The sequence below is a fragment of the Thermoflexus sp. genome (genome assembly GCF_042408365.1).
GTDB lineage: Bacteria > Chloroflexota > Anaerolineae > Thermoflexales > Thermoflexaceae > Thermoflexus.
In genome coordinates this window covers 1-4,446 of sequence record NZ_JBHOQJ010000032.1, presented here as the reverse complement: position 1 = coordinate 4,446, position 4,446 = coordinate 1, and the positions used below count along the sequence as shown (strand labels likewise).

Below are 4,446 nucleotides of genomic sequence, written 5' to 3'. Positions count from 1 at the left end.
ACCCACCCCAAAATCCCCCGAAAGCTGCGCTGTGCAGCACCTGAGAGGTAGGAAACAGTGAGCATCACCACCGTTGGAGAATATGTGATCCACTATGAAGCATTGGGCCGGGGGCAGCCCGTGATCTTCCTCCACGGGTGGGTTGGATCGTGGCGTTACTGGCTGCCCACCATGCAGGCTCTCTCCCACCGATTCCGGACCTACGCGGTGGACCTGATAGGATTTGGGGATTCGGCCAAGCCGCGCCGCGACGCCGACTCTGCCTATCGCCTGGAGCGCTACGTAGAAATCGTTCGAGGATGGATGGACACCTTGGGGATCTCCCAGGCGCATTTCATCGGCCACACCCTGGGGGCGATGATCGCCGTCCGACTGGCCCTCGAAGCACCCGAACGCACCCTGCGGATCATGGCGGTGAGCTATCCGCTCTCCCTCGAGATCCCAAGAGGAGTCCTCAGGCCTAATGCAAAGGAGATCCTAAGGGAACGGTTAAGCCGCCTCGCCCAGGAATACCCTGAGATACAGCGGGAGCACGGGCGCGCCGATCCGGAGGCCATTGGGGTCTGCCTGGTGGAGACCATATCGCGCCAGGAGGCGCTTCAAGAATGGATTCGTCTCGTGGATCGCCCCCTCTTGCTTGTTTACGGCCGGCGTGACCCGCTCGTCCCGCCGCCGCTCTTCCTGAACGGCCTGGATGCCTCCGCGCGGTTCATCATCCTGGAGGAAGGCCGTCATTTCCCCATGCTGGACCTCCCCGCCGCGTTCCAGCGCCTGGCGGAGGATTTCCTCATCTTGCCGGATCCCTCCCAGATCGCCCTGAAGGAGGAGTGGCGACGCCGGTTTCGTTAGGGTTGACGCCTCGATCGTCTCCCCGAAGAGGGTACATGAGATCCGGCGGCCTGGCGAAGGCGGGCAACCCGACCCCCATCGGGCATCCACCACGGGTGTCCCAATCCTATCCCGCGCAACCCTTGCGAGACGGGAAGGATGTAGGGACAGGCCTCGTGCCTGCCCAAGGGCACCCACAAGGGGCGCCCCTACATTAGGACCCCTACCCCTTCCGGATCCCCCCGGCCAGACGGGATCCTGGGAGGCCACCAGGTCGGCGCCTTTGCTACCCTCTCCGAAGCTCATGTAGAATCATCTCCGTGTTTCATTAACTTCACCTCTCGGAGGGGCCGATGCTCGGATATGCGGGGCGAATTCTCCATGTAGATCTCTCGGCCGGCCGTCTGTGGGTGGAGGAGCCGCCGGAGACGTTTTATCGGACCTACTGGGGCGGCAGCGCGATGGGGCTCTACTACGTGCTGAAACACACGCCGCCGGGGGTCGACCCCTTCGATCCCCGGAACACCCTCACCTTCTTCCTCAGCGCCGCCACCGGCGTCCCCATCTCCGGGCAGAGCCGTGCGACCGTCAATGCCAAATCCCCCCTCACCGGCCTGATCGGCGATTCGCAGGCTGGAGGGTTCTGGCCCGCCGAGCTTAAGTTCGCCCGCTTCGATGGGATCGTGATCCACGGCCGAGCCCCCAAGCCCGTTTACCTCTGGATCCACGACGGTGAGGCGGAGCTGCGAGACGCCTCCCACCTCTGGGGCCGCGTCACCGGCGAGGTGGAGCAACGCCTCTACGAGGAGCTGGGGGACGATCAGATCGAGGTGGCACAGATCGGGCCGGCCGGTGAACGCCTGGTCCGCTTCGCCGCGATCATGAACATGTCCAACCGGGCCCACGGCCGCACCGGGATGGGAGCGGTGATGGGCTCCAAGAACCTGAAGGCCATCGCCGTCCGGGGCCGCTGGCGTCCCACCGTCTACGACCCCCAGGCCCTCCAACAGCTGAACAAACAGGGCCCGGCGGCCTACGAGGCTAACCTCGCCATCAAAAACCTGGGAGTCTACGGGACCGCCGGCGTGATGGCCGCCCAGAACGCCGCAGGCGGGCAGCCGACCCGCAACTACACCAGCGGCTTTTTCGAAGGCGCCGATCGGATCACCGGCGAGCGGATGGCCGAGACGATCCTGAAAGAGCGCGACACATGCTACGCCTGTGTGGTCCGCTGCAAACGGGTGGTGGAGGCAGAATGGCGAGGCCGGAGGATCGATCCCTTCTACGGCGGACCGGAGTATGAGACCCTTTCCACCTTCGGCTCCTACTGCGGGGTGGACGACCTGGAGGCCGTCGCCCTGGCCAACCAAATCTGCAATCAGTATGGGGTAGACACCATCTCTTGCGGGGCAACGATCGCCTTCGCGATGGAATGCTTCGAACGGGGGATCCTCACGGAAGCCGAAATCGGCTTCCCCCTGCGTTTCGGGGACGCAGAGGCGATGATCCGCCTGCTGGAGATGATCGTGCGGCGGGAGGGGATCGGGGATCTCCTGGCGGAGGGCTCGGCCCGAGCGGCCCAGATCATCGGCCGTGGGGCGGAGGACTGCGTGGTCGCCGTCAAAGGCCAGGAGCTGCCGGCCCACATGCCTCAGGTCAAGCGCTCCCTCGCCCTGATCTACGCGGTCAACCCCTTCGGCGCCGATCATCAATCCAGTGAGCATGACATCCTCTATATGCCTAAATCCCCCCGCCTCTTCCTCGATCGCCTCGCCGCCATCGGCTTGACGAACCCTCAGCCGCCTAGGGTTCTCAACGAAGAGAAAATCCGCTTCGCCTACGAAACCCAGAAATTCTATAGCTTCCTGGACACAGCAGATTTGTGCCAGTTCGTCTTCGGGCCCTCGTGGCAGCTCTACGGGCCGGAGGAGCTGGTGGCCCTGATGCGGGCGGTGACCGGGTGGGAGGTCAGCTTGGAAGAGATGATGCGGGTGGGGGAGCGGCGCCTGAACATGCTGCGGGCCTTCAACGCCCGGGAGGGGGTCGGACGGGATCAGGACACCCTACCCAAGCGGCTGTTCGAGCCCTTAAAGGGTGGGAAAACGGAAGGCTTGAGCGTCGATCGGGGGGAGTGGGAGGCGGCGCTGACCCGCTACTATGAGATGGCCGGCTGGGATCCTCAGAGCGGCATGCCCACCCGCGAGAAGCTCGCCGAGCTGGGCCTGGAATGGATCCTGGATCCCTCATGAGGGCCTAGGCGCTCTCCACCCGAGGGAGCCCCCCCTGGGGCAAAAGAACGGGCGCTCAAGCGCCGTTGGTTCTCCCATGGGGGCGAAGCCGGGCGCCTTTGGCGTCCGGCTCGCCCCCAAAGTGTTCTTTATCCCCTCCCCACGGCCCAAAGGGCCGTGGGGAGGGGAAATAAAGAGGGGGCCATCCGCTCCCTCCACCGCATATCCCCGCCAACAAAAGCAGAAGAAGCAATAGAATGAGTACCGGCCCGCACATATGATTCTTTAATCCACCATTTACGCATCTTAGATTCCCCGCTAACACTCCTCTAAGGTCCTCCCTGTATGCTGAGGGCTGGAAAACCCACGGGGTGCAGTGGGAGATCACCCTGAACGGGAGGTGATGGGCTATGGCGCGCGAGCTGATGATCCGGGATCCGTTTGACGCGGCGTTCTTGAGCCTGCGCGAGGCGATCGACCGCCTGTTCGATCAGGCATTTGTGCGGCCCTTCGATGGCTTCGCCCCGCGGAGTGCGGGGATGCCGATGAATATCTATGAGCTGCCGGATCGCTATCACGTGGCGATCCTGGTGCCGGGCGTGCGCCCGGAGAGCCTGGAGGTGCAGGCGATGGGCTCCTCCGTGACCATCCGCGGCGAGGTGGCCTTGCCGGAGGTTGAAAACGAGAAGAACGTTGCCATCCTGCGTTGCGAGTGGGCCGGCGGGCGCTTCGCCCGGACGATCGAGTTCGGCGATCCGATCGACGCCGAGCACATCAATGCCCGGTTGGAGAACGGCGTCTTGCATCTCACGGTACCGAAGGCCGAGTCCGTCCGGCCGCGGGTGATCAAGGTGCAGGTGGCCCGCTAAAGGGGGAAACGCGGAGGGCCGGCAACGGCCGGCCCTCCGCGTTTTTTTATTCCTTCAGACGCTCCCACTCCGCTTGTAACTGGGCCCGTCGAGCTTTCAACTCTTCCAGCTTACGGCGCTCCTTCTCCACCACCGCCGCCGGCGCCCGAGCGGCGAATTCGGAGGCCAACAACGCCTCCGTCCTGGCGATCCGCGCCTCCAGGTCGGCCAGCTCCCGCTCCAGCCGGGCCCGTTCCGCCGCTCGATCGATCATTCCCGCGAGCGGCAGGTAAATCCGAATGGGCCCTGCCGAATAGATCAGCGCATCTCCGATGGGCTCGTGAAGATCAGCCATCAACATCAGCTGATGGGGATCCACCCGGGCCAGCGAGGCCAGCAGATCCCGGTGGGCCTCCAGAATCGGCAGGAACTCCCCCGCAGCGATCCAGGCAGCGATCCGCCGTTCCGATGGCACCCGATGGGCCTCCCGGGCGTTGCGGATCGTCCGGATCGTCTCGATGAGCGCCTGCATCCCGGCCTCC

3 protein-coding genes and 1 pseudogene are annotated in these 4,446 nt (G+C 64.5%); 3 read left to right on the top strand and 1 reads right to left on the bottom strand.

All coding sequences use genetic code 11. The features are described 5' to 3' along the window. Nucleotides 1-57 precede the first annotated feature (57 nt). From ACFMO5_RS01425 to ACFMO5_RS01415, 3 genes are all read left to right on the top strand, one after another. Nucleotides 58-849 (top strand): alpha/beta fold hydrolase, encoded by a 792-nt coding sequence (locus ACFMO5_RS01425; protein WP_376790990.1) that lies wholly within the window; start codon nucleotides 58-60, stop codon nucleotides 847-849. Between the two features lie 332 nt (nucleotides 850-1,181). After that, on the top strand, nucleotides 1,182-3,077 hold the full coding sequence (locus tag ACFMO5_RS01420; protein WP_376790989.1) for an aldehyde ferredoxin oxidoreductase family protein: 1,896 nt from the start codon (nucleotides 1,182-1,184) through the stop codon (nucleotides 3,075-3,077). 389 nt (nucleotides 3,078-3,466) lie between these two features. Continuing rightward, nucleotides 3,467-3,925, top strand: coding sequence for an Hsp20/alpha crystallin family protein (locus tag ACFMO5_RS01415; RefSeq protein WP_376790988.1), 459 nt, complete (start codon nucleotides 3,467-3,469; stop codon nucleotides 3,923-3,925). 46 nt (nucleotides 3,926-3,971) lie between these two features. On the opposite strand, the pseudogene ACFMO5_RS01410 reads toward ACFMO5_RS01415, so the two are convergent. Beyond that, nucleotides 3,972-4,446, bottom strand: a pseudogene (locus tag ACFMO5_RS01410) (valine--tRNA ligase); the annotation flags it as partial.